The sequence below is a fragment of the Pseudomonas sp. EA_35y_Pfl2_R5 genome (assembly GCF_963970805.1).
In the GTDB taxonomy this organism is placed as follows: Bacteria; Pseudomonadota; Gammaproteobacteria; order Pseudomonadales; family Pseudomonadaceae; genus Aquipseudomonas.
Map to the genome: position 1 here is coordinate 1 of NZ_CAXAOW010000031.1, position 5,797 is coordinate 5,797.

Annotated in this window: 9 protein-coding genes; all 9 read right to left on the reverse strand. The window is 44.4% G+C overall.

The window, feature by feature from the left end; translation table 11 throughout:
* Positions 1-213: 213 nt before the first annotated feature.
* On the reverse strand, positions 214-672 hold the full coding sequence (locus AACX99_RS21935) for an SRPBCC family protein (RefSeq protein ID WP_339414534.1): 459 nt from the start codon (positions 670-672) through the stop codon (positions 214-216).
* Between the two features lie 98 nt (positions 673-770).
* On the reverse strand, positions 771-1,148 hold the full coding sequence (locus AACX99_RS21940) for a hypothetical protein (protein ID WP_339414535.1): 378 nt from the start codon (positions 1,146-1,148) through the stop codon (positions 771-773).
* Between the two features lie 81 nt (positions 1,149-1,229).
* Positions 1,230-2,015: an FRG domain-containing protein gene (locus AACX99_RS21945; protein ID WP_339414536.1), complete on the reverse strand. Its 786-nt coding sequence runs from the start codon at positions 2,013-2,015 to the stop codon at positions 1,230-1,232.
* Between the two features lie 83 nt (positions 2,016-2,098).
* On the reverse strand, positions 2,099-2,482 hold the full coding sequence (locus tag AACX99_RS21950; protein ID WP_339414537.1) for a hypothetical protein: 384 nt from the start codon (positions 2,480-2,482) through the stop codon (positions 2,099-2,101).
* Positions 2,483-2,573: 91 nt separating this feature from the next.
* Positions 2,574-2,942 carry a hypothetical protein gene (locus AACX99_RS21955; protein WP_339414538.1) on the reverse strand — a complete coding sequence of 123 codons (369 nt, stop codon included), beginning with the start codon at positions 2,940-2,942 and terminating at the stop codon, positions 2,574-2,576.
* A 77-nt stretch (positions 2,943-3,019) separates the two neighbouring features.
* Positions 3,020-3,310 (reverse strand): hypothetical protein, encoded by a 291-nt coding sequence (locus tag AACX99_RS21960; RefSeq protein ID WP_339414539.1) that lies wholly within the window; start codon positions 3,308-3,310, stop codon positions 3,020-3,022.
* Positions 3,311-3,711: 401 nt separating this feature from the next.
* On the reverse strand, positions 3,712-4,665 hold the full coding sequence (locus AACX99_RS21965) for a hypothetical protein (protein WP_339414540.1): 954 nt from the start codon (positions 4,663-4,665) through the stop codon (positions 3,712-3,714).
* A gap of 96 nt (positions 4,666-4,761) precedes the next feature.
* Positions 4,762-5,145 carry a hypothetical protein gene (locus tag AACX99_RS21970; RefSeq protein WP_339414541.1) on the reverse strand — a complete coding sequence of 128 codons (384 nt, stop codon included), beginning with the start codon at positions 5,143-5,145 and terminating at the stop codon, positions 4,762-4,764.
* A gap of 447 nt (positions 5,146-5,592) precedes the next feature.
* Positions 5,593-5,797: hypothetical protein (locus AACX99_RS21975; protein ID WP_339414542.1), on the reverse strand; the 205-nt coding region annotated here is incomplete at its 5' end.

The window sequence follows — 5,797 nt, forward strand, 5'->3', positions numbered from 1 at the left end:
ATGATGCTGCTTGGGTGACAAAATTACCGCGTGTTGCGAGTAATGCCACGATTTCGCGATCTATGTTGTCGATGTTTTCGCGGACTTCGTTTAGTGAGTTACACCTGACATCCATGTGCGTCGTACTTCTATTTTTGCTCTGACCCTAACACTGGAGTTAAGCGGCAGCGCGTAGCGCTGTCCGCTTGAACGACTTGTTAGGGTTCAATCGGTTCATCGCACAGAGACTTCGAGTTTCTGCTGTAACTGCTTTAGGCCAATTGCTGCCCTTTTGTGCATTATACTCTTGAACAAATGCAAGAGCGTGGCTTTGAATAGAAAACTCTTGCTGCGACTGAACATGCGCCACGTAATGCTGCAGGAATCGGCACCCGTTGCCTTAAAGAGAATCTCCATTCTTGGCATCAGAGGTGGGAACTCACCCTCGGTAACAAACATCTTGTTGGATTGAGCGTCTTTGACGCTGATCTTGATTTTCCTCTTGCCCCTGAGAGGGACGACGACCGTTTCCAGATATTCCTTGCCACGCTGGGCGTGTTCAAGTGCGTTGACTGATTCTATGGATAAAACACCAGGAAACCACTCAGAAAAACGCTCAAGATTTGTCGCGTATTGATATGCGGCCTCGACTGATCTAGCGATGGTTATGGTCTGTTCAGTAAGTAACTGCAATGCAATATCCTCTTTGAAATCTAACGTTTGGTTAAGGGGCGGGCTTTAGCCCGTCCCAGTGAGCGAAGCGAACGGTTTGAACCACTAGTTAGGTTTCACTACTCGTTCAGTTCCCACTGCGTTGTATCATCAACAGGTTGTGGCATGCGCCCTTCAAGCCATTTGGCAACAGTGCCAGGTTTGAAATCTTTGTCTGAGCACTCAATTACCCAAGACAAGAAATCTCTTGGGCCACCATTCATGTATGGCGGTGGCGAAACGGGTTTAAATGTCGTAGGTAGACGCTCATTTAATGACAGGTAATTTAATATGTGTCCTAGCTCTTGTACGACTTGCCAAGAATATGGGTTGTCAATGTCGATAGTGAATTTAACCCACCATTGACCGTCTGGCGAGTGTCCGTGACTGGGTGGAGACGAGATGCCAGGAATCTTCTGCAGGAATATTTCAAGGCTTTGAAATGCACGATCATCCATGATGAGACCTAACGTTTGGTTAAGGGGCGGGCTTTAGCCCGTCCCAGTGAGCGCAGCGAGCGGTTTGAACCACTTGTTAGGTCAGTACTTATCAATTGTAAGTGCTTTATTACAGTACTGGCCTGCGCCGTAGATGTCTGGGAAAAGACTTAAATGATTGATGTTCATTTTTTGTAGGGTTCGCAAGCACTCTGGCCGGTCATTGTTTGGGAATGTGATTTTTATTAGTGGCGCAGTTGCAATGTGTCCAGCGTGTTGAGCTTTAATCCAACTTTCGACTGTCTGGCCGTATGGGACTTTTGTAAATAAACCAGACTGACTTACAAGTCGCGAGTTTTCATCTTGCATTGGGCGAACAAATTCAAGTATTGGCGGCGGAGTTTCTTCTTTGTGGTTGGCAATAATTTCACTGTTTTTCTTCGATACATTGCCAAGTGCCCAAATAGCTCTTTTTCCTGATACTGGAGTCTGTGCTTTCTCAAAGGCAAAATAAAGTGCTACAAATGGAGACTCAGTCCAGTCAAGTAAGGGGGTGGCCATGCCATTATGTTGAGCTAGGGCCCACCATTCGTTTTCGTCGTTAATCGTTACTGGATTTGATCCGCGACGACCACGAACCGCTAGCTTGAATTTTTCAAGATGCGCTTTCGAAATTGAATGATGTTTACTCTTTAGCTTAAATTGAAGCGCTCGGTCTAAACTTGTTTGTAGCGGCCAATCAGCATCTCTCTGTCCGCGCCAGACATAGTGTGAATAGTTAAGCATTTCTTGGCGGACATAATCGTGAAAATACTTCCACGATGAGAGCTCTATCGTCCAGACACCATCTTTAATTCCGTTACTAATCCATCGAGGGGAGCGTGCCACAATTTTTCCTATGACCTAACGTTTGGTTAAGGGGCGGGCTTTAGCCCGTCCCAGTGAGCGCAGCGAACGATTTGAACCACTAGTTAGGGGCATTTTAACGCCATGCCGCGAGCCAGCTCTGAGTTATAGCGCTCTGCGAAATTTTTTGCTGCAGGCTGCAGGTTAACTATTTCGTCGCTGCACAAAACATCGGATGTACCTGGCATCTGTTTGATTTGTGCTTTTAGATGCAGGCAAGCCATTACGTCGTCAGTAAGGCCCGGAATGCTTACGGAGTAGCCATACACCCCATAAAACGCGGGGTTGGAAATTGCTAATTCATTTTTTGCTAGCTCCTCAGGATTGAGCTGAAGGAGTTTCTTGAGTTCGGCTAGGTCTTTTTCTTGCGGCGGACAATCAACTGCTTCAGCTCCTACACCCGCAGAGAGAAAAGCCATTATGGCGACTAGTGCAATGCGTCCAAGCACAAGTAATGCTCCTAACGTTTGGTTAAGGGGCGGGCTTTAGCCCGTCCCAGCGAACGGAGTGAGCGATTTGAACCAGTTGTTAGGTTATGGATTAAAGGTCGCGTTCATCTACGAAACTATCCATTGCACTACTGATTGAGCTTGCTAATTCGGCAGACGGGGAGAAAAAATATAGATCTGGTGCGTCTACGTCATCCATATACGCTTTGAGTATTAATTTTTGTTTTTTACCAGCATAGTTAATTTCTAAGGTGAAAGTGCTTTCGGAGTCTACTGGTGTTTGTGATATTGCGTTGGTGAGTTCACCAGCTTTCAATTGAAGGGCGAGTTCAGTATTTAGTTTCTCGATAAATGGATGCACATTCTCCATGTCGAAATTCATGGACGATTCGTGTAGTTCCTGATCGGCTGAGGCTTGCGAGCCGAATAGACTGAGTAGAAAGGCGATGACTTTTTTCATGGTGGTAACCTAACGTTTGGTTAAGGGGCGGGCTTTAGCCCGTCCCAGCGAGCGCAGCGAACGATTTGAACCAATTGTTATGTGCATGAGGCTCCACTTTGTTTCGCAGCCATTGCTTCATATTTTGTTAGCGCTGACTTTAGATGTTTGCCAGATTTCGATGTTTCGTTTAAGAACCAGATTATTTCGCAAACAAGGAAGAAAAAAGAAATAGTGCTTATAAAGTAATTTTCTTCAATAAAACCATAAATTGCCGCCGCGCATAAGGGAAGAATGTAAGGCCAGTAAAGAAACAATGTGCGTTTCATACTTGGATCTTGCGCGAGGCATTGAGCAATTACGAGCTTTTCTTCAGGAGTGAAATCCATATCCATCCTCTGTACATAACGTTTGGTTAAGGGGCGGGCTTTAGCCCGTCCCAGAGAGCGCAGCGAACGATTTGAACCAACTGTTAGACGCTCGGATGTACGCATAATTTGAAACACCGCCTTCCCTGCTTGTAACGCGTTACGCGGTGAACCTGGCGAAACGCAATAAATTTAATGTTTACGATTTTACTGAACATATGCGGTTTTGACTGTGCCCGATAGTGGCGGCGGTGGCTCAGTAAATACAAATTTCGAACACTTGTGAAGCCTGAAGCAGTGGGCCGATATTGCTGGTGTACGCGATTAAAAACCAAACAAGCTGAAAGCGATTGGCTAACGTTTGGTTAAGGGGCGGGCTTTAGCCCGTCCCAGTGAGCGCAGCGAGCGATTTGAACCACTTGTTATGCGGTTATACCAAATAGTTCTTTTATATCACTTTCAATATTTTTGCTTTCGTAAATGTTCATATAGCGAATAGGTAAATCTTTATTCTCTGAATTGAAATCAGCAAGCATCTTTTTTGCACTAGCTGTTGGATTTGCGTTGCTGATTAAAAGAACTGGCATTTTCAATTTAAGCGCAGCACTAATTAGGTTATTTACAACTCTGAGAGGAATAATTTCCATTTCGGTGTATTTAACTTCGATAGCTGTATCGCGGCCATTCGCTGTTTTTATTATAAAGTCTACGGGCATTGACGGAGGACAATGCTCGACATTATTTGAGCCTAGGACCTTCTTAAAGATTTCATATATGTCTCTTTCCAAGAACATATTTGCTTGTAGTTTTTTCTTTAAAGATTCCTGTCGTCCTTCAATGGTAGACTCAATCTTTATCTCTTCTAATTTTAAATTCCGTGACCATATGCTGTTAAAGCCAAAAATAGCAGCGATAATGCCGAAAGCTGCTGATACCCACGACAATACATCTCCGTAAAACGGCTTATCATCTTGTTTTGGGTTTTCAATGGGCTGGGACGGAAGCTCCTCTCTTATGTCGTCAATTTTCTCAATTAGAGCTTTACGCTGATCCAGTGGAATAAATTTGTTCTCTAAAAAGCTTTCTTGTACCTGAATAAGGAGCTCTTCCGGAGTAAAGGGGTATGTCATGTTTCCGGCTAATTCTTTACCTCGTATTAGGGTCTTAATATCGCCTGAATCAATACTATGGTTGTTGTATACAAGTTCCTGAATTGACTCCACTAATGATGCATGAGTGCCTTCAATTTTCTTTATTTCAAGTTCTTCAACGTAGTTAGGGACGTAAAATACAGCAAAATAAACAGTTAATCCTATGCCCACTATCGAAAATACGTTTGATAAATTATCTTTAAGAGCAAGTAGGAAATCTTTCATTTCACCTCCATTGTGAATTCAATGAGTGCCGCATAACGTTTGGTTAAGGGGCGGGCTTTAGCCCGTCCCAGTGAGCGGAGCGAACGGTTTGAACCACTAGTTAGAGGGTTCGTGAGGCTGCCTGCGCATTACCGCTATTTTAGTACCTATAAGACCTAGAATAATTACTGATAAAAAATGAACAATACCAATCCACGCATGGGCAGGTTCACTGATAGCGTAGGTTGCCATCGCAATAATTCCAGTTACAGTTAAGCCATGATAGTAAGGTAGTTGTTTAGATTTTTTTGCTGCTATGTAACTGGTAATGGCTGGGATATATATAAAGTAAACAGCTGTCATGATTGTTGAGGCAGCAATATACAAGCCAGTATTATTGGAGTAGTTAAGAGCGGTAATTGTTATTAGCATAATTGCGAGCGGTGCAAAGCAGCCAAAAGCGAATGCGGCTATTAAAGACTTGAAATCAAAATACTTCAATTTTCACCTTTTCTTAAGAGGCAGGTTACCTCTAACGTTTGGTTAAGGGGCCGGCTTTAGCCGGTCCCAGTGAGCGCAGCGAACGATTTGAACCACTTGTTAGGCCGCGCCACGGACTTGTGCCGGCAGCATAACGTAAGTGCTCAGCGATGATGGAGTGTGGAGAAGGCGCGTGCCGGGTTCACGGTTGAAACTGGTGATGACCGAGCATGCGCGAACCGGACGTTCCTTTGCGCATGTGAATAAGCTGGTTACCTGGCGCAAATGGTTCGGGCTGGATTTGTACTGCCGCCGCGAGCTTTCAGGATGAATACGCCAATTGTTATTTGGATGCATAACGTCCTTGTTCATCGATATCTGCTTTTACGCCTAACGTTTGGTTAAGGGGCGGGCTTTAGCCCGTCCCAGTGAGCGCAGCGAACGGTTTGAACCAATTGTTATAAGGCATTAACTGGTTGTTATTAGCGGCTCTTTGAAAATAAGCAGCGCCTTTAGGAGTGCGAGTATAATAAATACAGAGAAAACAAATAACATGCTGCCTGTCACGAAAAATAAGGCTAGCGCCACCAAAAAAAATAGCAACTCTGAAAAAATTGAGCCTGCAATCCCTCCAAATAAGCTCTCCTTCTTTGCAAACCCGACTATTGCATGG